The sequence below is a fragment of the Kitasatospora sp. NPDC002522 genome, assembly GCF_053595195.1.
In genome coordinates this window covers 1-24,294 of the sequence record NZ_JBSFXE010000023.1, presented here as the reverse complement: position 1 = coordinate 24,294, position 24,294 = coordinate 1, and the positions used below count along the sequence as shown (strand labels likewise).

The following is a 24,294-nucleotide window of genomic DNA, read 5'->3' as shown; positions in this document are numbered from 1 at the left end:
CGGGCGGCTTTCAGAACCGCGCGCCACGATTGATGGGCCGGGCCGTGTGCCCCGCCGTCACCGGCCCGCAGCCGCCGTACACGCCTGCTCGGCGCGCCCGCGACGACCACCGGAAGGAGCCGACGTGTCGCCCCAACTCCTGGTCGAACCCCTGCACGTCTACCTGAATGATCACCTTACCGGTGCGTTCGGCGGCGCTGCGCTCGCGGACCGCATAGCCCGTGCTCACCCGGGCAGCACCCGCTCGAACGACATGTGGCAGCTGGCCCGCGACATCGAGCAGGACCGCAACGACCTGGTCCGGATCATGAACCGGCTCGGCGTGCCCGTGCGGCGCTACCGGACCTGGCTCGGCCTCGCAGGTGAGCGACTCGGCCGCCTCAAGCCCAACGGGACGATCATGCACCGCTCCCCGCTCAGCGACCTGATCGAACTGGAGACGCTGCGCACCGGCGTCGAGGGCAAAGCCGCGCTGTGGCGAGCGCTTCGCGCCGTGGCCGCAAGAGACGAGCGCCTGGACCAGGAGGAGTTGGACCGCCTCGCCGAACGGGCCGCCGCGCAGGCGCGCACACTCAACGACTGGCATCGCCTGGTCAGCAGCGCCGTGCTGGCCCGGCGGCCTGACACCGGGCAGGCCGGCACCGGTTCGAACCCGGCACCGTAGCAGCCTGGGGAGCCCGGGACCACCGTTCACATGGTGGGACTACGTCCTGTCCGCGGACTTCTGGAACCGCACCGTGCAGAACTGGCAGTCCGAACTCCTCGCGGTCGCCTCCATGGCGATCCTCTCCATGTACCTGCGCCAACGCGGCTCACCGGAGTCGAAACCGGTCGGCGCGGCCCGCACCGCCACCGGCGTCGAAGGCTGACACCCGTTGCACGTTCCGTCCCGGGCCCCTGACGACGGGTCACGGCATCCCGGCTCCCTGGGCGCTGAGCAGCTTCACGAGTTCGGCGCGGTGCAGGGCTGCGAGGGGTTCGAGGAGATCGGGATGGCGGAGCAGGACGGCTGCCCCGGTGTCGTGGGCGCCGGGGTGGGTGAGGCGGTACGGGTCACCGGCATCTGCGTGGTGGTCGGTGTCGGTGAGGGCCCGGCGGGCGAGGGCCGCGAGAGCGGAATCGGCGAGCAGGCAGGCGGCCCAGCTGACGACGGCCTCGTCGACCCAGCTCCGCCACGAATCCGGGGTGCCGGGGATCGCGGGGCTGTGGTCGGTGAGCCAGTCGAGACGGTCGGATCCGCTGGGTCCGAGCAGGTGCAGCAGCTCGACGTCCATCGCGGTGGGGTAGCGCAGGGCGGCGGCCAGGGCGGCGGCCTGGCGGGCCTGGGCCTCGGCCAGGGCCCGGCTGAACGCGCCGCCCGGAGCGGGATAGGCGGCCAGCAGCCAGCGAGTGGAGGCGGCTATGACGGGGGTCAGGTCGATGGGCACGGCGGTCGGCCCCTTCAGGGCGGTGCTCGCCCGGATCGGGCTGATCGGGGTGCGCGAGCTGGTCGTCGCGGAGCCGCACTGCCCCGCTCGTGGCCGACCAGTGTAGGCACGGGGCCCGGGCCGAGGGCATGACCCCCGTCACGCCCTGCCCGACCGTGAAAGCGACATGCCCGGTCAGGCGGGGCGTGACGGGGTGCCAGCCGAGGACCGGTCGAACGTGCCGGCCCGTTCGGGACGATCAGGACTTTCCGCGGCCCGTCACGAAGTCACGGGCCCGGTCGACGAGGCCGACACCGGGGCCGAGGAGCTTGCTCGCCATCGGACTGTCCGGGGCCGACGGGTGCGGCCGGGTGGGAGCCATGGCCTTCGCCCGGCGGATCTTGTCCCCGAGGTCGTCCAGCTGCTCCGCAGTACAGGCCATGCGTAGCATCGGAAAGAGGTTGGTCTCCTCGTCCGCCACGTGGGCGGACACCTCGTCCATCAACTGCTGCAGCGTCGGGTCCATCATCGGGTCGTCGGTGCGCAGGTCCTCCAGCCGCTTGAGGAGGTCCTCGACCAGGCGGTGGTCCTCGATCTCCTTGTCCGCGAGAGCGTCGCCGCCCTCGACGTGCTCGCGGACCGCGGGGTAGAGGTACTGCTCCTCGGCGACCGAGTGCCGCACCAGTTCGATGGTGACCTCGTCGATCGAGCCGCGGAGCGCCTGGCCCCCTCCGCCCATGCTCTGGATCCGGCCGAACATGTCTTCCACCTCGCGGTGGTCGGCCATCAGCTCCTCGATCACGTTCCCGCCGTGCCCCATGCCGTTCCTGCCTCTCGTCGTCCGCGGGCGGGTCGGTCCGCACCCGGGTGGAAGGCGTTCCCCCTGTGGGCGGTCCGACCCGAGCCCGGGCCCGGAGCCTCACCCGATCGGACGGCGGGCGGCCGCCAACGGCGCCGCGCGTCTCGGCGCGACGCCGTGGCGCAGTCGGTGTCACGAGCGTCCGCACGGTCTTCTCCGCGAGCGGTTCGCCCCAGCGGCCTTCTCCCGTGACGCCGATGCGGTTCCCCTGCGCTCGCGCGGTCAGGCCGCGGCACTGTCCGCGTGGGGGTGCGGGCCGCGACGCTGGGCCGGGGCACCCCGCCGGGCACGCTCACGACCGGACAGGTCGTGCAGGGCCAGCGTCAGTCGGCGCACGTCCTGAGCCATCAGCTCCAGCTGGGCACTCGCGACCCGGCGCAGTTGGTCCCCCGGCTCGTGTCCACGACGGACCGGGTAGTCCGTGCTCGCCCGGTGACTCATGACCGCTCCCCACGCCGCAGGGGTATCGGTGCCGGCGGCAGCGGCGCGGTGACCGCTGAAGCGACAGTCATCATGTCGGCTCTCCTTACGCTCGCCCCCTCCCGCCCGCGCCTACCCGGGGCCGATCCCGGCACGCGCCTCCTCCTCGCCATGCCTCGTGGCTCGCGCCCGCCCCGGCGGCCGGGCAGGGCGAACTGCGCCCCGGGCGCGTGGAACGGGGACCCGCGGGTAGCCGCGAGGCCGTACCGGGGTGCGCCGCTGACGGTCCGTGGCTCACGGGAACCGGGGGCAGGAGCGCAGTGGGATGGATCGGCGGGCGGCTCGCACCGGGGCTCGGCAGCCCCGCCCTGGGCGGGTGCTCGGCAGCCGGCCCCCGCGCCGTGCCCCCTGCCTGGTGGGCTTCGCGGGCCCGTGCTCCATCCGGCCGCAGCGGAGACACCGTCGACAGGTTCGCCGCCGTCGACTGGCGCCCGGGCCCGTTCGCGGTCCCCGTTCTGATTGACGCCCTCGCGTGGTTCGCGCGGCCACTGCGCCTGCGCGAGGTGACGCCGGCCATCCGGCCTGACCACGGGCATCGCCGCCGGCCGCTCCCCCACTCATGACATGCCGTCATCCCGGCGACGGTCGCTCACACGCCACCGCCGGGAACGCGGACGCCTCCACGCGTCCGCCCTGGCCGTGCTGTCGCCGGCTACCACCGGGCGTCGACCGCCGACCGGCGTCCACCCCATCCGAAGCACGCAGCGGCGGGCGGGCGAAGTCGGTACGAACCGTGAGGGCCTCGGCGCGTCGGCCTGGCCCCCGTTTCGGCCACCGACAGTCACGAGGATCACGGCCCGGGAGGAGTACGACGGAGCCGGCGGGGCAGACGGTTGGGCCGGAGGTGCAGACATCATGGCCCTAGTGATCATCGTTCTCCTGCTGGCCCTCATCCTCGGAGGCGCCGGTTTCGCCGTTCACGTTCTGTGGTGGGTGGCGCTCGCCGTTCTGGTCGTCTGGCTACTGGGCTTCGTCCTCGGCGGGGCTGCCGAAGGCGGACGTCGCCGCTGGTACCGCTGGTGACGAACGGCCCGGGCGGTGCGGGCGCCGCCCGCCCGGGCCGGCCGATACCGGGACTTGCCTGATCAGAGCCGGGTAGGCGCGGCTCACGAGGCCGACAGGCGTCGGCCGATTGGAGGGAGGATCCCATGCGAACCTCCGAAGACCACCGCCCCGTCCGGGGCACCGGATCGGACCACGTCGTCACCCTCGCGGGCGAGGGTTTCCCCCGCCTCCCGCTCCCGCTGCGCCGCCCGCACGAGGAGAAGGCGCGGCGTCCGCCGGAGCTGGACGACGCCGAGTCCTACGCGGTCCTCGGCGAGGACTGACCCACGATGCCCCGAGGGACCGACCAGGTGCGGCGCCTGAAACTGGGCGTGGAAGGAGGAGTACCTCCTGGTGGACCCGCGGACCCGCGCGACGGTACCCAGGGCGGCCTCGGTACTGCGGGAGGCGCGGCGCCTGCTCGGGGACCGGGCGCAGTGCGAGTTCTACGCCACCCAGGTCGAAGGCTGTACACCGCCGGTGCGGACGGCCGGCGAACTGCGCGACGAACTGGTCGCGGTCCGGACCGTGCTGGCCTCCGCCGCCGCGCGCGAGGACTGCCTGCTGATCGCATCCGGATCGCCCGTCCTGCCGAGTGCGCACCCGCTGCCGATCAACGACGGGCCGCGGTACCGACGGATGGCCGCGCGCGTCGGCCCCGCGATCACCGACCGGATCGGCGGCGAGCTGTGCGGCTGCCACGTCCACGTCGGCGACGTGAGCCGGCCGGAAGCCCTGGACGTCAGCAGGCGGCTGCGGCCGTGGCTGCCGGTCGTCCAGGCACTGAGCGTCAACTCCCCGTTCTGCGAAGGCCTGGACAGCGGCGCGGCGAGCGCCCGCGCGTCCCGCTACGCCTGCTGGCCGACGGTGGGACCCGCCCCGTGCCTGGACGAGGCGGGGTACGAGCGGCACGTCGGGGAACTCGTGCGCACCGGCGCGGTCCTCGACCGGCGATCGATCTACTGGTACGCCCGACCGTCCGAGCACCTGCCGACGCTGGAGGTTCGGGTCGCGGACGTGAACGCCGACGTCGACGTCACGGTCCTGCTCGCGATCCTGGTCCGCGGCCTAGTACGGGCTCTGCTGGACGAGGAGCAGCCGGGGCCGCGTGTCCAGGAGCCCCGGCTTCGGGAGGCGCACCGGCGGGCCGCGCACGGCGGCGTCCGCGGGGACGGCCTCGACGTGGCGAGCGGCAGCGCGGTGCCGATGCGGGTGCTCGTCGCCGAGGTGCTGGACCGCGCCGCGCCCGGGCTGGCGGCCCACGGCGACCTCGGCCCGGCCCGGCAGCTCGCGTCCAGGATCCTGGCCGACGGCACGGGCGCGGACACCCAGCGGGCGGTGTTCGCCCGGCGGAACTCGCTGTCGGACGTGGCCGACGCGCTCGCCGCGACGACCGCGGACTGCTCCGCGCGGCCCCTCCGCGGCGGGGCGGATGCGCTCCTGATGACGCCTGCGCGCCAGGAGTGCTCGGCCTCACGCAGGGCGCCGTCCAGACCGGCCCGGCCGCGGGCGATCAGCGCCAGGCGGTCGCCGCGGGCCGCGAACGCCACCGCACACGCTCGCCCTATGCCCGCGCTGGCTCCGGTGACCACGACCGTGCGGCATGCAGGCTCCGTAGGTTCCGTACTTCTCCGGCTTTCCCCGATGCGGCGCGGCAAACGGGCCTCGTGCCGTGCGGCACCGGATGGGGGGACGTAGCGTCGAGGCGGACCGGCCGGTCAGGTGCACACGCGAGGGAGGCTGTGATGTCGGTCGCAGCGCTGTTCGACGTCGACGGAACCCTGCTGGACACGAACTACTGGCACACCGTCGCCTGGACCGAGGCCCTCGCGCAGTTCGGCCGCACCCCGCCCATGGCCCGCATCCACGGGGCGATCGGCATGGGCGCCGACCAGCTTCTGGACCACGTGCTGGGCGAGGATCGCGACCACAGGCAGGACCAGGCGATCAGTGCGGCGCAGCAGGCGTTGTTCGCCCGGTTCTGGCCCCGGCTGCGCGCCTTCGACAGTGCGGGCGAGCTCCTGCGGGAGCTGAAGCGGCGCGGGTGGACGATCACTCTCGCCTCCTCCGCCTCGGAACGCGACCTGGGGGTGATGCGCAGCGTGCTGGATGCCGACGACGCGATCGACCACGCCACCAGCGCCGACGACGTGGAGGCCAGCAAGCCCGCGCCCGACCTGGTCCGCGCCGCGCTCGCGAAGTCCGGCGCCGCACCGGCCGAGGCGCTGTTCGTCGGCGACACCCCGTGGGACGTGGAGGCCGCCGCCCTGGCGAAGGTGGCGTGCGTCGCGGTGCTCTCGGGGGGCTTCGGCGAGCGGGCCCTCCGGGCAGCCGGCGCCCTCGAAGTCCACCGCGACGTCGGCGACCTCCTCGCCCGTCTCGACGGCAGCGCCCTCGCGGACCCGGCCCATTACGCCGCGCACGGCCGGTAGCCGCGCGTGGACGACACCGGCAGCTACGGGGTCACCGCCGAGTTCTACGACCTCTTGCAGGCCGAGACCGACCGGCGTATGGCCGAGCGGCGGTTCGTCGGCGCCGCCGCCCGTGCCCGCCATGCGATCGTGGATGTCGGCGCCGGCACCGGGATCGTTACCGAGGTGCTGCTGAGGACGTCGGGCGTCCCGGTCCACGCCGTCGAACCGGCGCCGGCCATGCGTGCCGCCCTGCTGTCCCGCCTGGCTCACCTCGGGGCGGACCAGCGCGCCCGGGTCACCGTCCACGCCGAATCCCTCGCGACGGCGGGTTTGACCGCCGTGGCGGACCTGGCCGTCGCCTCCGGCGTGATCGCCTGCCTGGACCCCGACACCAGGCGCGCCACCTGGCAGGCGATCGCGACGGCCCTCGTACCGGGCGGCCTGCTGCTGTTCGACCCGCCACCGGCCCACCTGCCCGGCGGGTACGAGCCGGCAGGACGACTCGGTCCGGTGCGTCTCGGACTGGACCAGTACAGCGCCGACATCACCCGGCGGCCCCACCGCGGGATCGAGCGGACCGTCTTCACCTATCGCGTCGAGCGGGAGGGGAAAGTGCTGCGCGAAGCACAGGAGTCGTTCGACATGTGGCCTGTCCGGCCCGAGCAGCTCGCCGAGGAACTCGAAGCCGCGGGACTGCGCACGGTTCAGGCCCCCGCCGCCGACCTCACCGGTGCGCGCCGCCCCGCCCGGTAAGCTGCCTCGGCCGACCCGGGTCAGTGCTTGACGGCGGGCAGGACCAGCTCGCTGTAGGCGTCGAAGAAGACCTCCTGGTCGGGGCCGATCTGCCCGACGTAGACCTCGTCGAAGCCAGCGCGCGCGTAGGCCAGCACCGTCTCCACGTGTTCCTCCACGTCGTCGCCGCAGGTCACAGCGTCGGCGACCATTTCGCGGGTGACAAGGCTGCTGGCCTGCTCGAAGTGTGCGGGGGTCGGGAGGATCTGGGCCAGCTCGCCGGGCAGGAGTTCGGTGGGCCACAGCCGGTGCACGACGTCGACGGCCTTGTCCCGGTTGCTGCTCCAGCACACCTTCACGCCGCCCACCACCTTCGCGCCCTGGCCTCCGCCGTCGCGGAAGGCACCCACCAGGTCGGCGTCCGGGGTCATGGTGACGAAACCGTCCCCGATCCGGCCGGCCAACTCGGCGGCCCTGGGCCCGAACCCGGACACGTAGATCGGCAGCGGACCGGCCGGGGCGGTGTAGAGCCGGGCGTTGTCCACGGTGTAGTGCCGCCCGCGGTGGCTGACCTGCTCGCCAGTGAACAGCTCGCGCATCACCTCGACGGCCTCCTCCAGCATCGCCGCCCTGACGTCGAAGGACGGCCACGCATCGCCGTGGACGTGCTCGTTCAACGCCTCCCCGCTGCCGACACCGAGCGCGAACCGCCCGCCCAGTAGGACGCTGGACGTGGCGGCGGCCTGCGCAGTCACCGCCGGGTGCAGCCGCACCGTCGGACAGGTCACCAGCGTGGTCACGGGCAGCGCCGTGGTCTGCGACAGCGCCCCGATCATCGACCAGACGAACGCGCTGTTGCCCTGCGCGTCGTTCCACGGATGGAAGTGGTCGGAGATCGCCAGGCGGGTGAACCCCGCCTGCTGCGCCCGCCGGGCCTGGTCGATCAGCTCGGCCGGGGTGAACTCCTCGCACGACAGGAAGTACCCGTACTCGGTCATTGGATCTGCTCCTTTCCACGCTCGGCGTGCGTGTCAGCGGTCGGGAAACCGGTGCTGCCCGACCAGGGCAACGAACTGGTCCCAGAACGCGGCGTCGGCATGTCGCCCGCTGCCGCACGTCGCGACCCCGGCGACGTCCCGCAGGCCTCCACCGGCGGCAGCCTCGCCCAACGCGGTTCCGGACCCGAGGACGGCGAGGGGCTTGCCGTGCCGCAGGGCTTCGCCGACGAACCGCATTGCATCCGGATCACCGGCGAGCGCGTCGGTGCCGTCGGGCACGACCACGGCGTCGTACAGCACCGACGCTGTGGTCGCCAGCGCCCGGGTGACCGCCACGTCCTTGGTCCCGCGCCCGACCACCATCCCGCCGTGGCGAGCGAGGGTCTCCGCCGTGGCACCCTCGGCCCGCAACCGCGCCTGCGCGGTGCGCACCTGCGCGGCGTCCACCCCGTCCGCGACCAGGATCGCGATCTTGCGGGTGCCGATGCCCGTGCCGCGCTGATTCTCCAGGCTCAGTGCGGGCGAGACCTGCGGCCCTTCGCTTGCAATCTCGTCGGCCGTGGCGGACGGCTCGGGCTCCCCGATGCGGCGGGCCACCTCCGCAGCGAGCGCGCCGTCGACCCGAGAGAGGTTGGCGACCGTGCGGCGCCGCACGGTCTGGTCCGCGACCTTGCCGAGCTCGAACGAGAAGGCCGCGGTGATGTGCTCCTGCTCCCAGTCGGCCATGCTGCGCCAGAACAGCACGGCCTGACTGTAGTGGTCCGCGAAACTGGGACTGCGCCGGCGGATCGCCGTGCCGTCGACACGCTCCTGGTAGTGCTCGAACACCCCTTCCGGCAGGCGGGCTCCCCCCAGGGTGAACGGGCAGCCGCCGCCGACCGAGTTGGGCGCGTAGCCGGTACCTCGGTGGATCGCGTGTTGGCCGTAGCCGTCGCGGTGGTTGGTGCGCACCTCGGCGACCGGGCGGTTGACCGGCAACTGGGAGAAGTTCGGGCCGCCGAGGCGGATCAGCTGGGTGTCCAGGTACGAGAAGTTGCGGCCCTGCAGCAGCGGATCGTTGGTGAAGTCGATACCCGGCACGATGTTGGCGGTGTGGAAGGCGACCTGCTCGGTCTCGGCGAAGAAGTTCTCCGGGTTGCGGTCCAGCACCATCCGGCCCACCGGCCGCACCGGGACCAGTTCCTCCGGAACGAGCTTCGTCGGGTCCAGCAGGTCGAACGGGAAGGCGAACTCGTCCTGCTCGGGGATCAGCTGGACGCCCAGTTCCCACGCGGGGAAGTCGCCGGCCTCGATGGCCTCCCACAGGTCACGGCGGTGGAAGTCGGGATCGCGCCCGGCGGTGATCTGGGCCTCGTCCCAGACCTGCGAGTAGGTGCCGAGCTTCGGCCTCCAGTGGAACTTGACGAAGGTGCCCCGTCCCTCGGCGTTCACCAGGCGGAAGGTGTGCACGCCGAAACCCTGCATCATCCGGTAGCTGCGCGGGATTCCCCGGTCGGACATCACCCACATCAGCATGTGCGTGGACTCCGGCTGCAGGGAGCAGAAGTCCCAGAACGTGTCGTGCGCGGACCCTCCCGTGGGGATCTCGTTGTGCGGCTCCATCTTCACCGCGTGCACGAAGTCGGGGAACTTGACCGCGTCCTGGATGAAGAACACCGGCATGTTGTTGCCGACCAGGTCGTAGTTGCCGTGCCGGGTGTAGAACTTCACGGCGAAGCCGCGCACGTCGCGTACGGTGTCGGCGGATCCGCGCGGGCCCTGCACCGTCGAGAACCGCACGAACACCGGAGTCCGGTGCCCGGCCTCCTGCAGGAAGTCCGCACAGGTGAACTCGGCCAGCGATGCGTAGGGCTCGAAGAAGCCGTAGGCACCGGCTCCGCGGGCGTGCACCACGCGCTCGGGGATGCGCTCGTGGTCGAAGTGGGTGAGCTTCTCGCGCAGTTGGAAGTCCTCCAGCAGCGTCGGACCGCGCTCTCCCACGGTGAGCGAGTTGTCGGTGTCGTCGACGCGCACGCCCTGGTCGGTGGTGAGCGGCCCGTCCGGATCCACGGCCCGGGCGGCGTCGAGAGCGGTGTCCTTGGCGTCGCGCTCGCCGTGGGTCGGCGGGCCCGGATTGCGGGTCTCGGTGACCGGGCGCGGCTCGGGGCGGCCTTCGGGGGGTCCGGGATTGACGGTCATGCCACGTGCTCCTTCCAGTGGCGATCGCAGGCGGCGGAAGCCAGCCGATACAGCACCCACCGCCCGTCGGCTGCCCGGCCGGCCCAGGACCAAACCCCACGGACCATCTCAGAACGGACCTTCGGGCCGACCGGTTGACCCCGCTTCCGCAGGGAAGACGTACCTAAGGCCGGCACTCCCCCTGGAGGAGTCATGTGCACGATGACGGAGATCGCACCCGCCACGGAATCCGCGAAACCCTGACCGGGTCTCCGGAACAGCCGCTGCTTCGCCGTTCCGATCACCATGGACCGCGACCCGAGCCCCTGGCCCCCGACGGGGACCAGCCGCGCCCCGGACGACCGGGCAACCCGGGTGACCGTCGTGGTGGCCTTGGTGGCCGACCTCGTGATCGCCGTCGCCAAGGCGGTCGCCGGTGTGCTGGCACCCTCACCCGCGCTGCTCGCCGAGGCCGCGCATTCGATCGCCGACAGCATCAACCAGGTGTTCCTGCTCGCGTCCCTGAGTCGCAGCCGCCGCCGGGCAGACTCACGCCACCCGTTCGGCTACGGCAAGGAGCGGTTCTTCTGGTCGCTGCTCGCCGCGGTCGGCATCTTCGTGACCGGCGGCTGCTTCTCCTTCTACCAGGGCGTCCACACCTGGCTGGCCCCACCCGCGAGACCCGAGAGCTTCCTCCCGGTGTACGCCGTCCTGCTCGTGGCACTGATCGCCGACGGTACCTCGCTCGTCCGGGTGGTCGTGCAGTTGCGCGGTGAGGCCCGCACACGAGGACCCCGGAAGATCTGGCGGACCAGCGACCCCACGGCACGGACCGTACTCGCCGAGGACTCCACCGCCGTCCTCGGTGTCCTGGTGGCCACCGCAGGCGTTGCCGCCCACCAGCTCACCGGGAACCCGGTCTGGGAGGGTACCGCAGCCGTGGCCATCGGCGCGCTCCTGATCGGCGTCGCCGTCCGTCTGGGCCGCGAGGCGCAGAGCCTGCTCGTCGGGCAGGCAGTCGACCCCCGCCTGCAGCGAGACGCCCGCCGGCTGCTGGCGGAGCAGCGGGAGATCGACGCAGTCACCGCCCTGCTCACCATGCGGCTCGGTGCCGACTCCGCCTTGTTGGCAGCCCGCGTGGACCTGCGGGAGGGCCTGGACAGCGAGGAGGTCGAAGAGGTGTGCGTGCGGATCAAGCGGCAACTACGCCAGGCCTGCCCCGTCTTCGACCAGGTGTTCCTCGACATCATCGACGCCGGCTCCGAGGGCCGTGCCCGGGCGCGCGCCCTGAAACGTGAACTCGACGACGTGGCCCCCGGGCGCGACGACGTGCCGGACTGACCTATCGCTCGCCCTCAGAGCCGTCCTCCTCGTCCGCCGAGCTGGGGGCGGGGTCCTCGAACTCGACATCGATGTGCTGCTCGGGGCGGCGCTCCTCCTGAAGGGTGACGGACTCCAGAACCCGCTGGTCACTTTCGGTCAGCGGGGGCTGGACGAGGCTGCGCGGCCACAGCCTTCGGGCGAGGACCACGTTCGTCTCCGCCGCGAACAACGTCACCTGCGCCACGAGGAAGAGCCAGGACAGCAGGCCGATCACGGTGGCGAAGAACCCGTAGACCTCGGTGGCGTGGCGCAGTTGGTGGGTGACCAGGATGGCGCCGAAGGCCTGCAGGAGCGTGTACAGCGGCCCGGCGAGCGCGCAGCCGGGGAGCAGGGAGCGCAGGGCGATCGGCTTGGGGGTGAGGATGCGGAAGCACGCCAGGCACAGGGCGGAGTTGACGAGCGCGGACAGCACGAGGGCTCCGATGCGGGCGGCGGTGCCCGCGAGGGTGGTCGTCACCAGGCTCGCGGCCGCGGTGGCCACGATCAGTCCCGTTCCCAGGACGGCGAACAGGGCTAGGCTCCGGGCCAGGCGCATCCAGTAGCCTGGGCGCTTGGTTCCGGGGATGTTCCACACCTCGGCCATGGTGTGCTGAAGGACCTGCGCGATCCCGAGCGCGCCGTACAGCAGCCCGGCGATGCCGACGACCAGTGCCAGGCCGCTGCCCTGGATGGTGTGGATGTTCTGTCGCAGCTGGTCTCCGATGATCGGGAAGTCGGCGAGCGCGGAGTCGACCACGGCGTGCTGCGCGCCGGGGTGGCCGTGCAGGACGAAGCCGAGCACGGTGGACAACAGGAGCAGCAGCGGGATGAGTGCGACGAACGCGTAGTAGGTGATCAGCGCGGCCAGCAGCCCCCCTCGGTCGTCGCCGTACTTCTTGACCACGCCGACCACCACCGCCACCGCTGTGCGGCGCTGCTGGGCGCGGTCGACAGCTCGGATCAGGCGTTCGACGGGATTCATGTCGGGCCCTCCTACCGGGATGCCGTGGTGGTGTCGTCGGTCCGTCGCCGTCCGGGACGCTAGTCGGGCGGCCGTTTCGAGCGTCATCGCGTGCACCTAGGCCTGGGGCAGGTTGCCGCGTGGCTGGCGCTGGGCGACATCGAACTCCTCCGCGTAGACGCCTGGCGGTCCGCAGGCGGCGCGGTTGCGTTCGAACCGGCGCGCCGCTTCGACGTCGTCGTGCTGCTGGTGTTCGGCCAGGGCCATGGTGAATCCGCACAGCAGGAACGCCCCTTCGGCGTCCTGCAGGGGCCGCTGGTCGTGGCGGAACCGGTACCCGTAGTGATCCGAGGCAAGGTCGGCGCGGACCGCTCGCAGGGTGGCGGCGGTGCGGGGGTCGTCGGCTGGGTAGGCGCCGCGGATGGCCGGCATCGGGAGGGTGCACTGCCCGCCGAGGCTGGTGCCGCCGCCGCGGGCGAGCACCGGGGCTTGGAATGCCGCGCACACCCCGACCGCGTCGGCACCGGCCTCCACGCTGCGCGGCACTACCACACCGAGCGGGACCTGCCGGTAGTTGGAACCGTCGGTCGCGTACGCGCCACGGCTGCCCGCATCGAACCGGACCTCGCCGTCGCCCTCGGCCACGCGTGCCCGCTCGAGCGCGATCAGGTCCACCTCCTGACGCTCCGACACAGCTCACGTCCCTCCACCGGGCAGGAACTCCTGGACCTTGGCCTTCACCCCTTGGCGGACGACCCAGGAGGCGTGCGGCGGGATCGGCGGCACCGCAGGGTCGGTGCGGAAGTCGATGACGAACGGCCGGTCGGAGGCCAAGGCCTGTCGCCACACCGGCTCCACGAGGGCTCGAACTGCGGGGCTCCCTGCATCGCCCGCATCTCCCAGGTGACCTGGTTCAGGTCGTGGTTGTTCAGCACCGCCACGACCAGCCGCGGATCGGACCACTCCCGGTAGTACTTGGCTGCGGTGATCAGCTCCGCGAGGCCGTTCATCTGCATCGCGCCGTCGCCGACGATCGCGATCGCTGGCCGGTCGGGATGGGCGAACTTGGCGCCGATCACGTATGGCACGCCCGGCCCCATGGTCGCCAGGGTGCCGGAGAGCGAGCCGCGCATCGATCCGCGCATGCGCAGGTGCCGGGCGTACCAGTTCGCCGCCGATCCGGAGTCCGCGGCGATCATCGCGTTCTCGGGCAGCAGCGCGTCGAGGACGTGCACCACGTACTCCGGGTTGACCGGATCGGCGGAGACCTCGGCACGCCGTTGCATCACCTCCCACCACCGGGCGGCGTTCTCCTCGACAGTCTTGCGCCAGCTGCCGTCTTGCTTGGGCTCGAGCAGCGGGACGAGCCGGCGGAGCGTCTCGCCGGCGTCACCGACGAGGTTGACCTCGAAGGGGTAGCGCAGGCCGACCATCGACGGGTCGAGGTCGATCTGCACAGCGCGGGCCTGGTCGAACTCGGGCAGGAACTGGGTGTACGGGAAGCTGGAGCCCACGACGAGTAGCGTGTCGCAGTCGCGCATCATCTCGTAGGAGGCCCGGGTGCCGAGCAGCCCGATCGACCCGGTGACATACGGCAGTGTGTCGGGCAGTGCGTCCTTGCCGAGCAGGGCCTTCGCGACCCCGGCGCCGAGCAGGTCGGCGGCCTGCTCGACCTCGGGCCGGGCCTGGCGGGCGCCCTGCCCGATCAGCATCGCCACCTTGTCGCCCGCGTTGAGGACCTCCGCTGCTCGCACAAGGTCCTCGTCGGCCGGGACAGATGCGTAGTGGGGCACGCCGAGGCTGGACGGGACCTGCTTGAACGCGTGTGCCGGCGGCTCGTAGTCGAGCTCCTGGACGTCGGCCGGAATGATCACCGCGGTCACCGTGCGCCGAGTGGCAGCGACCCGCATCGCACGGTCCAGCACGTTGGGCAGCTGCGCGGGAACGGTGACCATCTCGCAGAACTCCGAGGCCACGTCCTTGTACAGACTCAGGAGGTCGACCTCCTGCTGGTAGGAGCCGCCCATCGCGCTCCGGTCGGTCTGCCCGACGATCGCCACCACCGGAACATGGTCGAGCTTCGCGTCGTAGAGGCCGTTGAGCAGGTGGATCGCACCCGGCCCCGATGTGGCCGCACAGACCCCGATACGGCCGGAGAACTTCGCGTAGCCGACGGCCTGGAACGCGGCCATCTCCTCGTGCCGGGCCTGGAGAAAGCGCGGCCGGTCCTCGGCGCGCCCCCACGCGGCGAGCAGACCGTTGATGCCATCACCGGGATAGGCGAAGACGTGCTCGACATCCCAGTCGCGAAGCCTCTCCAGCACGTGGTCGGAAACCTTCATCACCGAACTCCTCCCGGCCGCGGACGGGGCCATCGGATGCGACGAGCCCTCCCACGCGGCTAACCACTGTGACCGCGGCGAAACTCGACCCTTCGCCTCCGGCCGGCGCACCGGATCGCGGAGACAGGGATGCCGAAACCGGAATCCCGGTACATACTTGAGGTGTGGCGGACGCACACGAACCCCGCACCAGCTGGACGTTCCTGACCCAGCACGCGCGGGTACTGCTGATGGTCTCGCGTGACCCCGAGGTGCGGGTGCGGGATCTCGCCTCCGCATGCGAACTGACGGAGCGGGCGGTACAGGCGGTTATCACCGACCTGGAGAGCGCCGGCTACCTGACCAGGTCGCGGCACGGACGGCGCAACCACTACAGCGTCACCAGGCACACCTACTTCCGACACCCTGCCGAGGCCCGCCACGAGATCGCCGGACTCCTGGAACTGTTCGCCGACCTCGCGCCCGGCACCGACTCCGACAGCAGCCACGACCCCCGAACCCCTACCGGTGACGATCATGAGCACGACGAGCCTTCCTGACTTCCCTCCGACGGTCGGCCACGCCGCGGCGGACAGCGAGCCGTACGCCGACGGCCTGGACCGCCGGAACAAGAAGGACATCCAGGGGCCCTTGATCGCGGTCCGCGCCACAGCCCCGGCGGCCGCGGCAGATGTCCTGAGCACTTTGCGCGAGCCCGACCGTGCCTCCACGTCGACGCCCAGGCGCGGACATCGGCACCCGCCGGTCAGCCCCGACGTGTCCCGGGGTTGAGGAGCGAAGTCACACAGGTTCCGGGCCAGAAGGGAGCGCACCCGTGGACGCGCTGCACACCATCCCCAGTTCCAACGGACCTAGCCCGGCATCACCACCACTTGTCACCGTCTCCCAGGCACCTGGCGGCACGGTGGTCGTCCACCTGACGGGGGAACTAGACCAGGACCGGCAGCCCGTCCTAGACCATGCACTCGCCCGAGCTGTGCGGAGCCGTCCACTGCGGCTGGTCATCGACATGACAGGCGTGGTCTTCTGCGACTGCGTCGGCCTCAACGCCCTGCTCAAGACCCGCCACGCAGCCCAGCAAGCGGGCGTCGACCTGCAACTCTCAGGCCTTCGGCACCAGGCCACAAGGCTGCTGGAAATCACCCAGGCCGACGCTCTGTTCACCATCGCCGACAACGCGCTGCCCGCGACCCGCCGGATCGCACCAGCCCTTGACGCCCGCCCCGACGCCCGAGCATTCGGCCGCACCCTCCGGGCACGGCCGGACGCATGACGAATCGCGCGCTCTCACGCGCGGTACCAGCGCGAGAGACCCACAACCGCCTGCCAGCCCCTCCTCCAACGTTGGGCCCCGATGATTGGGATCCGCCGGACCGGACAGACGCGCAGTGTGGCGACACGACACCTGGAGACCGAACGCTCGTACGACGGAGCGCCGCGTACACCGGTCACCGCAGACGGCCTGTCCGGGGTGACAACGGTGCGCAAGACTGCCGTCGAACGGCTGGACGCCGTCTACTTCGACACTCCCGACCTTCGGCTGCTGCGCCGCGGCGTCACCCTGCGGCGGCGCACCGGCGGCCACGACGCGGGATGGCATCTGAAGACTCCCCAACCAAACGGGAGCCGCACAGAGACCCGCCTACCCCCCGACGGCCGGGACCAGCCGCCCGACGAACTGACTGCCCGAGCAGCGATCCACGCACACGGTGGTCGACTCGGCCCCGTCGCCCACCTGCGAACCCGGCGGGAGCCCACGCTGCTGCTGGACGAGCACGGACGGACCCTCGCGGAGATCGACCGGGACACAGTCTCGGCCGATCTGATCGGCCCCGGTGGCACGGCACCCCGACATCTCAACTGGACCGAGACCGAGGTGGAGCTCACCGACGCGGGACCCGAGCTGCTCGACGCCGTCGAGGAGCGGCTACTGGCCGACGGCCTGCGACCGCCCTCCTCCCCAACAAAACTCGGCAGGGCCCTGCATGAACGGCTCGAAGCCCTTCCACCAGCATCCCGGAGACCGCCGCCGGCCAGCCAGAACGCCGACGACTCGGTCGGGGCCTCGCTCACCGCCTACCTGCGAGCCCACGTTGCCGCTCTGGAGACACTCGACGCAGCCGTCCGGCTCGACGAATCCGACGCCGTGCACCGGATGCGCGTCCACGTGCGGCGCCTCCGCAGCGCCCTCGCCGCCCACCGCCGCCTCCTCCACCAGGCGGCCCTCGGGGACATCGACGACGAACTCCGCCGGCTCGGCCGCACTCTCGGACACGCCCGGGACGCCGAAGTGATGGCCGAGCACCTTACCGCGGACGCCGCCGACCTGGCCCCGGGGCTCCATCCGCGACGGACCTGCCGACTGCTTGAATCCGTCTTCCGGCACCGCTACGAGTCTGCCTGGCGCGCAGCCGTCGAAGCGATGGGCCAGCCTCGCTACTTCGCTCTGATCGACGCGCTGGAGGACCTCGCCGCCGACCCGCCGCTACGCGGCCGTGCCCGGCACGGCCGCAAGGAGGCCCGCAAGGTGACGGACCGCCAACGGAAACGAACCGTCCGGCGCCTGCGCACAGCTCTTGCGCTTCCCCCGGGGCAGGAACGCGATGCTGCCCTGCACCGCGCGCGGAAAGCAGCCAAACGGGCCCGGTACACCGCAGAATGCACCGCGCCACTCCTCGGAAACCGAGCCCGCCGGCTCGCCAAGCACACGAAACGCCTCCAGAAGGCCCTCGGCGCCCACCAGGACGGCGTGGTCGCGGAAGGAACACTCCGGGAACTCGCCGCCCAAGCCCCTCCCCAGATCGCCTTCGGGCTGGGCGTCCTCCACACCCACCAGCGACGCGGGACGGACCGCCTGCTGTCGGCAGCCGAAAAAGCCGGCCGACAGCTCGAGCGGTGACCTCCGCAGGACGCAGTCCACCGCGAGGACAAAGCCATGAGCGCAACTGCCGAGAACGACGCACCAACGGTCGACAAGGAGACCGAGGCACGGTCCGCGGAGCAGCGGAACATCACAGCACCGACGCCCTAGGACGTGCGGGCCAAGGCCGACGACACCGACGAGGAGGGAAACCCCAAGGAGGAGAGCCGGTCGGCCACGGACACCGAGGAACTCTGACCACCGGCACGCTGACGGCCGACCCGACTCCAGGGTCGGTCGGCCCCCCGTGCTAGCGCGTGTCCGCGCCGTGTGGGGACGAGGCCAGGGCGGCGCGCAGCGCGTCCCGATGGGCGGCCGGGCAGGTGTCGAAGTCCTCGTGCCGTGCAGATCGCGTGCTGAACGCCGAGCGTGGGCGCGGGCGTGCTGCCGCCGCGGCGCGGGCCTTCTCGTGCTCGGGATCCACATCCTGCCAGAAGTCGGTGACCACGAACGCCCCGCACGAATTGGAGTCCGGGGCAGCGCCCGAACGGAGAACGGGGGCTCCGGAGCGCCCAAGGGTCGCCGTGGCCAGAGCGCCGCCCGCCGTCGCCGGAGAACGTTGCGACGCCGCAGACGAACAGGCCCAGGAATACCCACGACAGCAGCCGTCGCAGCTCCAGATCGATGCGAGCGGTCACCGGCTGGTCGCCCTGGCGTACCTCCTGGCCTGCGTGTCTGCCCACTGCCCCTTACCGCACCGCTGGGCGCAGCAGCGGTTTCCCTGCGCAGTGCCGGGGTGGCCGCAAGGGCCCGACGAGAACCAGGAGCAGGCCATGGACGACATCCCGCAGGGCGGCTCAGGTGGCGTACCCCTCCACCACGACGACGACGAACACGACGACGCAGACCGGTTGGCGCAGAAGGACCAGCCGAAGACCCGCACCGTGCTGACAGTGCGGGCGAGCAAGCCGGTCGCCGAGCAGACATCGGATCCGGCTCCCGAGCCTGACGAAGGCTGATTTCGGCACACCCACGTGCGGCCGGGCTTTCGGCTGCGCGTTGATCGCTTCGTTCGGGACAGAAGTCGGGCAGTCCTTTGACCGAGAGGAGCTGTGGGCGCACGGACCGGGTGGACGTGCCACTGATCCACCAGCCGGATGAGGGCCTCGCGATCCCCGCCGAGCAGGTCACCCACCTGCTGCGCGAACTCGGCCTCCAAGGGGTGCGACGGGCGCCGAGCATGGATTCCGACCCGGACCCGCGGACAGCCGGCGCTCTCGCCGCGATGCTCGGAGAGGTTTCCGACCAGATCGACGTGGAGTGCATCGCCTTCGTGTCTGATCCGGACGGGCCCCGGCCTGGCCGGTGATCCGCATGCCCACCGTTCCCACGCTGGGTGTCGAGGAGGAGTTCCTCCTCGTCGACCGGGCAAGCCGCGCGCCGGCGGACCGGGCGTCCCAGGTGGTGGCCGATGCCGGACCACTGCTGGGAGATCAGCTCCAGCCCGAGTTCTTCGGCGGCCAGGTGGAGATCTGTACCACCCCGGTCGCTTCGCTGGCCGCGCTACGCAGTGAGCTGACCGGCCTGCGGGCGACCGTGGCCGCAGCCGCGGCCGACGCCGGCTGTCTCCTGGTCGTGTCGGGGACGTCACCACTGGCCGCGGAGAAGCCGGTTGGCGTGAGCGACTTCCAGCGCTACCAGCAGATGGCCGAAAGGTTCGGCTCAGTGGTGGACGACACCAGCGGGGCGGTCTGTGGCTGCCACATCCACGTGGGCCCCCTGGACCGGGCGCAGGCACTGGCAATCAGCGCCCGGCTCCGGCCCTGGCTGCCGGCACTCCAGGCGCTCGCCGTCAAATCTCCGTACTGCGCGGGTCGCGACACCGCCTTCGCCGACTGGCGCGCGGTCCGCTGGGCCGCCTGGCCGACCGTCGGCCCGGCACCGCTGCTGGACGCCACCGGATACGAGCGGCTCGCCGACGCCCTGGTCACCTCCGGTCTGCTGCTCGACCGGCGAATGATCTACTGGTACGCCCGCCCGTCGGAGCATGTGCCGACCCTGGAAATCCGGGTCCCCGACGTCAGCGCCACCGTGGACACCACCGTGCTGGTCGCGGGACTGACCCGCGGCCTGTGCGCCCGGCTGCTCGCCGACCAGCACGACGGCGTACCCGTACCGCCGGCCGACGACGAGGTGCTGCGGGCGGCCCACAGCTGCGTGGCCCGCAGCGGGCTCACCGGCCTGGGCCTGGACCCGGTGGCTGCCCGGCCGGAGCCGGCCGCGCTGCTCGTGGAGCAGTTGTTCGAGTACGCGACGCCCGGGCTTGCCGCCGCAGGCGACCTGGCGACTGTTGGGACCCTGCTGGAGGAGGTGTTCTGTGCCGGGACTGGCTCAGACCACCAGCGGGCCGCCTTCGGGCGGCGGCGCCAGCTGACCGATGTCGTCGACTGGCTGGCCGACCGAGACCGTCCTCGTCCGCTGAGCGCAGCCTCGGCCAGAGGGTCGGTCAGCGCGCATCGGCGGCAGGCGTGTCCAGCCGGGCCCTCAGGCCATCCAGGGTGGCAGCCAGCAGCCGGGAGACATGCATCTGGGAGCAGCCGATCTGTTCGGCGATCTCGGACTGGGTGCAGTCACCCCAGAACCGCAGCATCAGGATGGTCCGCTCCCGTGGCGTGAGGTCCTTGAGCAGCGGCCGCACCGACTCTCGGCATTCGACCAGGTCGAGCCTGGCGTCGCGTTCGCCGAGCCGGTCGAGCAGCGCGCTGCCGGTGTCCTCCCCGCGGTCCTCGCGCAGCGCGTCCAGTGATCTGGCGCGGTAGGCGCGGCCCACGGCGAGTGCGGCCGCAGCATCGTCGACATCCAGCCCCAGGCTGTCCGCGAGCTCCTGGGCGCTGGGCAGCCGACCGAGGCTCTGCTCGATCCGGTCCGAAGCTCGCACGACCCGCAGGTACAGCTCCTGCAGGCTGCGCGGCACCCGTACAGGCCAGGAGGTGTCGCGAAAGAACCGCTTGACCTCGCCGGCGATGGTGGGAATCGCGTACGTGACGAATTCGATGCCGCGCCGGCGGTCGTAGCCGTCAACGGCCTTGATCAAGCCGACTGTGCCGACCTGCAGGAGGTCCTCCATCTCGGCGGACCGGTTGCGGAACCCGGCGGCGACGAAGCGCACCAGAGGCATGTTCAATTCGATGATCGTGCCGCGGACGTAGCTGTAGTCGGCGGACTCACGATCCAGGCTGGCCAGCCGCGCGAACAGGGCATCGCTCAGCTCGCGCGCCTCGGTCTTGTCCATCAGCCGCATCTCCTGACGGCTGGGCAGGCTGGAGGCTGGCGTCACGTCGCAGGACCGGGGCAGAACAGCAGAGGACGGCGTAGCGGTGAGACCGAACACGGGGTCAGTCATCTCCCTGGTTGACCCCCGCGCCGAGGAGCGGCGGTGCAGCTCGGCTGACCGCGCGGCGCACGAGGGTGCGGCTGTGGGAGACCGTGACGCCCGGCTTCTTCAGGCGGCGGCGTCCCGGCACGGTGACCGTGCCGCGAAACCCGGCGCCTCAATGGGCGCCGGTACCGGAGTCGGGCATACTCGCCCTGCTGCTCCGTACCTAGCACATTCCCGGTCGGCGCAGCGGTCAATCCTGTACCGGACCGCAATCCGGCTCTTGCCGAAGATCGACGCCGACCTTTCCGGTGGCGGCCAGCGCCCCGGTGGGCGTGGCCCGGACCGAGCGTGATTTGCCTGGGGAGATCCGGCCCCGCCAGGCACCGCCGGCAGAGCCTCGCTCTTCGATCACCTCCTTGGACCGGTCGAGATCGGCCTTGACCCGCCGGTCGACCCACGCCGAACGCGTCGGCCATCCACTCGGCCGCGCCCTCGGGCCCTGCACTGAGCCCACCCAGGGTGGCGGCAGGCATGGATCCGCCGCAGCCGGGCAGACGGTCGGGCTGGAGGTGCGTGGTGGCCCGTGGCTCGTCGGGAGGGTCGGGTAGGCGGTGGTATCGCTGGTGAGCGGTCGGCCCCGGGGATCTGTCCCCGGGGCCGACATCCGCCGGTGTCAGCGCCTCATCGAGGGCCTCGGCGGCGTGGAATCGCTCGGAGCGACAACAGGGCTCGGCCCGCGATCGCGCCCCCGTAGAGCGAGAACCCCACGCCGACCAGCCACGACTGCACGACCAGGACCGTGCCGACCGGTCCGTACGCCACGACGTTGGTGACGATCAGCGGCGCGAAGACCAGCCGTGAGAACACCCGCAGGCCCGCCAGCGCGGCCACGGTCGCGATGGCTCCCGGCAGCAGCCTGCGCCAGGCAATCCGCGCACCGAGCAGCAGCCGCTGCAACCACCAGAACAGCAGGACGCCACCGACCACCGTGGCGGCCACCCGCGCGGCCGACTGGGCTGGAGTGTGCTCCCAGGGGATCCGGCTCCACGCCGCGACCAGGATGTAGCCGATCACCCCCATCAGAGCGACGACCTGCCGCCACACGCTGTGCCAGGGGCTGGCGGGGAGTTGCCAGATCCGCTCGTACGCGTTCTGCACCGCGGTCGTCAGGCTCACCCCGAACACGGCGAGCGCGGCGAGACCGAGAGCGGTGGTGGTGCTGAGGACTTCACGGCGCGAGGCGAACAGCTGCCCCACCGCCACCGAGGAGTCACCCGACAGACCGAGGCCGTCGGCGATCCAGTCGGCGATACCGCTGCCGCGTGTCGGTGACGCGGCGGCGATGACTACCAGGAGCGGCACCAGAGTGACGAAGGACAGCGCCGCGAACGCCATCGACCGGTGCAGCAGCTCGACCTCGCGGCCCCGCCGCCAGGCCGTCACGACAACTCGCCGGACATACCCGCTCACCGTGACCGGGCTACCAGTCACGGCACCGGATGGGCTTGCAGACACGGGTGCGCGGTCATACCGGACGGAGCGCCGACCGGCTCGGCGACCCCGCCGCTCACGTACACCACGAGCGTGCCGGACTCGTCCGCGTACACCGGGCGTCCGTCCGGCCCGGTCGTCCTCAGATGATGCACCACGACGACCCGGGGCGGCGCATGGCCACCCGGCGCACCCGGAATGGTGACGGCGTACCGCTCGACCGGTGTCATGGCGGCCTCCTCCTGGGCCCTCCGCCCCCTTGGCGGGTCGATGTGCACGTCTTCCCGTTGCACCCGCCGGACAAACGGGCGCAGGGCACTCACTCGGAGACGCAGACGCGTGAAGCCCGGGCCAGCGGGTACCCGCGAGAGCGCACGGAGGTACGCGGGTGATGAGCCCCGGCGCACGGCCGTCGAGGGCCGGAGTGCAACGGGATGGATCGACAGGTGGCATCCGGCCAAAGTCGGCCGCCCGGCCGCCCGCAACGGGTCCTGGGCAGCCGGGCATCGCGTCCCGCCCCCGTGACGCGACACCGGGCCTGGCGCCCGGTCAGCCGAACGGGTCCCGGTCCGGGACTTCGGCGGGCAGCCGGCTACGCGTTGCGGCTGCTGCTGGTCGGCGCGGCCGCGTACGCCCTCTTCCTCCTGCTGGAAAGGCTGCAACTCGTCGCGGTCGCGCTGTTCGTGGCGCTGGTGTTCACGGCGGTGTTGCGGCCGCTGGTGGACCTGGTCGCCCGTATGATGCCCCGGCCGCTGGCGGTGCTGGTGTCGCTGGTGGCGGCGATCGTGGCGGTGGTCGGCCTGCTGGTCGGGGTGGGCGAGGTGGTGGCGGCCGAGTCCGCCGCGCTGGGCCGGGAGGTCCGAGGTGGTCTGGACCGGATCGAGCGCTGGCTCCAGGGGCCCCCGTTCCATGTGGACGCAGGTGCACTGAGCAATCTGCAGGGCAAGCTGGGGTCGTACGTCTCCGGGCACCGCGGCTGGCTGGTCAGCACCGCGGTGAGCAGCGCGGGTCGGGTGGTCGAGGCGGTGACGGGGCTGGCCCTGGCGCTGTTCTGCTCGGTGTTCTTCCTGCACTCGGGCGAGCGGATGTGGGACTGGGCGCAGCGGCAGCTCGGCCCGCGCACGGGTGCGACCTGGGACCGTGTGGGGCGGACGGCATGGGGACGTTCGCCGGCTACACCCGGGGCCTGCTGGCGGCCGGCAGCAACGCCATCCTGGTGGGAGTCGCGCTGTTCGCCCTACGGGTGCCACTCGCACTGCCGTTGATGTTGCTGGGAGTTCTTCGCCGCGTTCGTCCCGCTGATCGGCTCACCGATCGCGCTGGCGGTGGCGTCGGTGGTGGCGCTGGCCACGCGGGGCCCGGTGATCGCACTGATCGTACTGGGCCTGATCGTGGTGATCGGCCAGATCGAGGGTCACCTGCTGCACCCGCTGGTGATGAGCTGGGCCGTGCGGATCCACCCGGTGGCGATCGCCCTGAGCGTTGCCGCAGGCGCTCTGCTCGCCGGGGTGGTCGGAGCAGCGGTCGCCGTGCCGCTGGTGTCGGTGGCCTGTGCGATCGTCAAGGAACTACGCCATCCAGCCCGCGTCCATGGCGGAAGGGACCGACGAGGGTGACCACGGCTCAGGTCGGCTGGAGGCCGACGATGCAGGTGTCGTCCCGTGGGTTGGGGGCGTTGAGCCGACGGAGGATGTGGTCGATGCGGCCTCGGAGTCCCGGAGCCTGGTACTCCTCCGCGGCCGTGCGGAGGCGTTCGAGTGCGTGGTCCAGCGTCTCGTCACGCCGTTCGATGAGTCCGTCGGTGAACAG

At 71.8% G+C, this 24,294-nt stretch carries 22 protein-coding genes and 5 pseudogenes; 15 read left to right on the top strand and 12 right to left on the bottom strand.

Annotated elements, in window-relative coordinates; genetic code table 11:
- The first annotated feature begins 124 nt into the window (after positions 1 to 124).
- Together ACWD4U_RS20305 and ACWD4U_RS20300 are read left to right on the top strand one after the other, a co-directional pair.
- Positions 125 to 664 (top strand): hypothetical protein, encoded by a 540-nt coding sequence (locus ACWD4U_RS20305; RefSeq protein WP_363453804.1) that lies wholly within the window; start codon positions 125 to 127, stop codon positions 662 to 664.
- A gap of 22 nt (positions 665 to 686) precedes the next feature.
- A pseudogene (locus ACWD4U_RS20300) lies at positions 687 to 869 on the top strand (DUF6766 family protein); the annotation flags it as partial.
- A 39-nt stretch (positions 870 to 908) separates the two neighbouring features.
- Here ACWD4U_RS20300 and ACWD4U_RS20295 read toward each other — a convergent pair.
- From ACWD4U_RS20295 to ACWD4U_RS20285, 3 genes are all read right to left on the bottom strand, one after another.
- Positions 909 to 1,427: a hypothetical protein gene (locus tag ACWD4U_RS20295; RefSeq protein WP_363453806.1), complete on the bottom strand. Its 519-nt coding sequence runs from the start codon at positions 1,425 to 1,427 to the stop codon at positions 909 to 911.
- 238 nt (positions 1,428 to 1,665) lie between these two features.
- The gene (locus ACWD4U_RS20290; protein ID WP_363453808.1) at positions 1,666 to 2,226 is read right to left on the bottom strand and encodes a hemerythrin domain-containing protein; all 561 of its coding nucleotides are present in this window, start codon (positions 2,224 to 2,226) and stop codon (positions 1,666 to 1,668) included.
- 261 nt (positions 2,227 to 2,487) lie between these two features.
- The gene (locus tag ACWD4U_RS20285; RefSeq protein WP_363453810.1) at positions 2,488 to 2,706 is read right to left on the bottom strand and encodes a hypothetical protein; all 219 of its coding nucleotides are present in this window, start codon (positions 2,704 to 2,706) and stop codon (positions 2,488 to 2,490) included.
- Positions 2,707 to 3,600: 894 nt separating this feature from the next.
- On the opposite strand from ACWD4U_RS20285, the gene ACWD4U_RS20280 reads away from it, so the two are divergent.
- The 5 genes from ACWD4U_RS20280 to ACWD4U_RS20260 all read left to right on the top strand — a co-directional run bounded on the left by ACWD4U_RS20280 (position 3,601) and on the right by ACWD4U_RS20260 (position 6,956).
- Positions 3,601 to 3,768, top strand: a complete 168-nt coding sequence (locus ACWD4U_RS20280; RefSeq protein ID WP_363453812.1) for a hydrophobic protein — start codon at positions 3,601 to 3,603, stop codon at positions 3,766 to 3,768.
- 125 nt (positions 3,769 to 3,893) lie between these two features.
- Positions 3,894 to 4,073: a hypothetical protein gene (locus ACWD4U_RS20275; RefSeq protein WP_363453814.1), complete on the top strand. Its 180-nt coding sequence runs from the start codon at positions 3,894 to 3,896 to the stop codon at positions 4,071 to 4,073.
- Between the two features lie 67 nt (positions 4,074 to 4,140).
- Positions 4,141 to 5,487, top strand: a complete 1,347-nt coding sequence (locus ACWD4U_RS20270) for a carboxylate-amine ligase (RefSeq protein ID WP_449787253.1) — start codon at positions 4,141 to 4,143, stop codon at positions 5,485 to 5,487.
- A gap of 47 nt (positions 5,488 to 5,534) precedes the next feature.
- Positions 5,535 to 6,221, top strand: a complete 687-nt coding sequence (locus ACWD4U_RS20265; RefSeq protein WP_363453816.1) for an HAD family hydrolase — start codon at positions 5,535 to 5,537, stop codon at positions 6,219 to 6,221.
- Positions 6,222 to 6,227: 6 nt separating this feature from the next.
- On the top strand, positions 6,228 to 6,956 hold the full coding sequence (locus tag ACWD4U_RS20260) for a class I SAM-dependent methyltransferase (RefSeq protein WP_363453818.1): 729 nt from the start codon (positions 6,228 to 6,230) through the stop codon (positions 6,954 to 6,956).
- A gap of 20 nt (positions 6,957 to 6,976) precedes the next feature.
- Here the strand turns inward: ACWD4U_RS20260 and ACWD4U_RS20255 are convergent, their stop codons facing one another.
- Positions 6,977 to 7,933 (bottom strand): TIGR03557 family F420-dependent LLM class oxidoreductase, encoded by a 957-nt coding sequence (locus ACWD4U_RS20255; RefSeq protein ID WP_363453820.1) that lies wholly within the window; start codon positions 7,931 to 7,933, stop codon positions 6,977 to 6,979.
- 33 nt (positions 7,934 to 7,966) lie between these two features.
- Positions 7,967 to 10,111: a catalase gene (locus ACWD4U_RS20250; protein ID WP_363453822.1), complete on the bottom strand. Its 2,145-nt coding sequence runs from the start codon at positions 10,109 to 10,111 to the stop codon at positions 7,967 to 7,969.
- 285 nt (positions 10,112 to 10,396) lie between these two features.
- Between ACWD4U_RS20250 and ACWD4U_RS20245 the strand changes: the two genes are divergently transcribed.
- On the top strand, positions 10,397 to 11,431 hold the full coding sequence (locus ACWD4U_RS20245) for a cation diffusion facilitator family transporter (protein WP_363453824.1): 1,035 nt from the start codon (positions 10,397 to 10,399) through the stop codon (positions 11,429 to 11,431).
- A 1-nt stretch (position 11,432) separates the two neighbouring features.
- On the opposite strand, the gene ACWD4U_RS20240 is transcribed toward ACWD4U_RS20245, so the two are convergent.
- The 3 genes and pseudogenes from ACWD4U_RS20240 to ACWD4U_RS20230 form a co-directional block, all read right to left on the bottom strand.
- Positions 11,433 to 12,434 carry a YihY/virulence factor BrkB family protein gene (locus ACWD4U_RS20240; RefSeq protein ID WP_363453826.1) on the bottom strand — a complete coding sequence of 334 codons (1,002 nt, stop codon included), beginning with the start codon at positions 12,432 to 12,434 and terminating at the stop codon, positions 11,433 to 11,435.
- Positions 12,435 to 12,533: 99 nt separating this feature from the next.
- Positions 12,534 to 12,965 (bottom strand): annotated as a pseudogene (locus ACWD4U_RS20235) (hypothetical protein); the annotation flags it as partial.
- Positions 12,966 to 13,109: 144 nt separating this feature from the next.
- Positions 13,110 to 14,755 (bottom strand): annotated as a pseudogene (locus tag ACWD4U_RS20230) (thiamine pyrophosphate-requiring protein).
- 164 nt (positions 14,756 to 14,919) lie between these two features.
- Between ACWD4U_RS20230 and ACWD4U_RS20225 the strand changes: the two are divergent.
- The 6 genes and pseudogenes from ACWD4U_RS20225 to ACWD4U_RS20200 form a co-directional block, all read left to right on the top strand.
- A complete protein-coding gene (locus ACWD4U_RS20225; RefSeq protein ID WP_363453830.1) occupies positions 14,920 to 15,294 on the top strand; it encodes a helix-turn-helix transcriptional regulator in 375 nt (124 codons plus the stop codon).
- Positions 15,295 to 15,569: 275 nt separating this feature from the next.
- Positions 15,570 to 16,028: an STAS domain-containing protein gene (locus ACWD4U_RS20220; protein WP_363453832.1), complete on the top strand. Its 459-nt coding sequence runs from the start codon at positions 15,570 to 15,572 to the stop codon at positions 16,026 to 16,028.
- 207 nt (positions 16,029 to 16,235) lie between these two features.
- Positions 16,236 to 17,654: a CYTH and CHAD domain-containing protein gene (locus ACWD4U_RS20215; RefSeq protein WP_363453834.1), complete on the top strand. Its 1,419-nt coding sequence runs from the start codon at positions 16,236 to 16,238 to the stop codon at positions 17,652 to 17,654.
- 794 nt (positions 17,655 to 18,448) lie between these two features.
- Entirely contained in the window at positions 18,449 to 18,634 is a 186-nt protein-coding gene (locus ACWD4U_RS20210; RefSeq protein WP_363453836.1) for a hypothetical protein, read from the top strand.
- 116 nt (positions 18,635 to 18,750) lie between these two features.
- Positions 18,751 to 18,984 carry a hypothetical protein gene (locus ACWD4U_RS20205; protein WP_363453838.1) on the top strand — a complete coding sequence of 78 codons (234 nt, stop codon included), beginning with the start codon at positions 18,751 to 18,753 and terminating at the stop codon, positions 18,982 to 18,984.
- A gap of 5 nt (positions 18,985 to 18,989) precedes the next feature.
- Positions 18,990 to 20,063 (top strand): annotated as a pseudogene (locus ACWD4U_RS20200) (carboxylate-amine ligase); the annotation flags it as partial.
- Between the two features lie 58 nt (positions 20,064 to 20,121).
- Here the strand turns inward: ACWD4U_RS20200 and ACWD4U_RS20195 are convergent.
- From ACWD4U_RS20195 to ACWD4U_RS20185, 3 genes are all read right to left on the bottom strand, one after another.
- Positions 20,122 to 20,907, bottom strand: coding sequence for a SigB/SigF/SigG family RNA polymerase sigma factor (locus ACWD4U_RS20195; protein ID WP_363453840.1), 786 nt, complete (start codon positions 20,905 to 20,907; stop codon positions 20,122 to 20,124).
- 768 nt (positions 20,908 to 21,675) lie between these two features.
- Complete coding sequence (locus tag ACWD4U_RS20190) at positions 21,676 to 22,464, bottom strand: ribonuclease BN (protein WP_363453842.1); 789 nt, start codon at positions 22,462 to 22,464, stop codon at positions 21,676 to 21,678.
- A gap of 17 nt (positions 22,465 to 22,481) precedes the next feature.
- Positions 22,482 to 22,715, bottom strand: a complete 234-nt coding sequence (locus ACWD4U_RS20185) for a DUF6296 family protein (protein ID WP_363453844.1) — start codon at positions 22,713 to 22,715, stop codon at positions 22,482 to 22,484.
- A gap of 204 nt (positions 22,716 to 22,919) precedes the next feature.
- Here ACWD4U_RS20185 and ACWD4U_RS20180 point away from each other — a divergent pair.
- Positions 22,920 to 24,101 (top strand): annotated as a pseudogene (locus ACWD4U_RS20180) (AI-2E family transporter).
- A gap of 7 nt (positions 24,102 to 24,108) precedes the next feature.
- Here the strand turns inward: ACWD4U_RS20180 and ACWD4U_RS20175 are convergent.
- Positions 24,109 to 24,294, bottom strand: a 186-nt coding sequence (locus ACWD4U_RS20175) for a SpoIIE family protein phosphatase (protein ID WP_363453846.1), incomplete at its 5' end; no start/stop codon positions are given.

Bases quoted from the DNA above. Each gene is read 5' to 3' on its own strand.
- ACWD4U_RS20290 (WP_363453808.1), bottom strand. From the start codon at position 2,226: ATGGGGCACGGCGGGAACGTGATCGAGGAGCTGATGGCCGACCACCGC.
- ACWD4U_RS20285 (WP_363453810.1), bottom strand. From the start codon at position 2,706: ATGAGTCACCGGGCGAGCACGGACTACCCGGTCCGTCGTGGACACGAG.
- ACWD4U_RS20280 (WP_363453812.1), top strand. From the start codon at position 3,601: ATGGCCCTAGTGATCATCGTTCTCCTGCTGGCCCTCATCCTCGGAGGC.
- ACWD4U_RS20275 (WP_363453814.1), top strand. From the start codon at position 3,894: ATGCGAACCTCCGAAGACCACCGCCCCGTCCGGGGCACCGGATCGGAC.
- ACWD4U_RS20265 (WP_363453816.1), top strand. From the start codon at position 5,535: ATGTCGGTCGCAGCGCTGTTCGACGTCGACGGAACCCTGCTGGACACG.
- ACWD4U_RS20255 (WP_363453820.1), bottom strand. From the start codon at position 7,933: ATGACCGAGTACGGGTACTTCCTGTCGTGCGAGGAGTTCACCCCGGCC.
- ACWD4U_RS20250 (WP_363453822.1), bottom strand. From the start codon at position 10,111: ATGACCGTCAATCCCGGACCCCCCGAAGGCCGCCCCGAGCCGCGCCCG.
- ACWD4U_RS20245 (WP_363453824.1), top strand. From the start codon at position 10,397: ATGGACCGCGACCCGAGCCCCTGGCCCCCGACGGGGACCAGCCGCGCC.
- ACWD4U_RS20240 (WP_363453826.1), bottom strand. From the start codon at position 12,434: ATGAATCCCGTCGAACGCCTGATCCGAGCTGTCGACCGCGCCCAGCAG.
- ACWD4U_RS20210 (WP_363453836.1), top strand. From the start codon at position 18,449: ATGGACGACATCCCGCAGGGCGGCTCAGGTGGCGTACCCCTCCACCAC.
- ACWD4U_RS20195 (WP_363453840.1), bottom strand. From the start codon at position 20,907: ATGGACAAGACCGAGGCGCGCGAGCTGAGCGATGCCCTGTTCGCGCGG.
- ACWD4U_RS20185 (WP_363453844.1), bottom strand. From the start codon at position 22,715: ATGACACCGGTCGAGCGGTACGCCGTCACCATTCCGGGTGCGCCGGGT.